We start from the raw sequence: 264 nt of genomic DNA on the forward strand, positions 1-264 counted from the left end.
GTCGAGTACCGTGTAGCCGTCTACTTTACTGCGTGCTCGCGTGCCTTCGTCTTGCCATGCACCTAAACGCTCACCTGTGTATTTAGCCGACAAACCAACACGAAAGCCGTCACTAAAGTAATCGGTAGATACAACCAATAAATCTTCCGATGTATCTATTAAGCTATCGCCTTTTTTAAAGCTTGGCGCTGCAGTGTTGCCCTCTTTATCTTGTAGTAATACGCCTTGTGAGTCATATGCATTTGGATCATCAGACGAATATTC

At 44.7% G+C, this 264-nt stretch carries 1 protein-coding gene; it reads right to left on the bottom strand.

Annotated features, from left to right (window positions below; genetic code table 11):
- Positions 1-264, bottom strand: a 264-nt coding sequence (locus AAEY75_RS15615; protein ID WP_352260104.1) for a hypothetical protein, incomplete at both ends; no start/stop codon positions are given.

Source organism: Psychrobacter sp. TB55-MNA-CIBAN-0194, assembly GCF_040309505.1.
Classification (GTDB): Bacteria; Pseudomonadota; Gammaproteobacteria; order Pseudomonadales; family Moraxellaceae; genus Psychrobacter; species Psychrobacter fozii.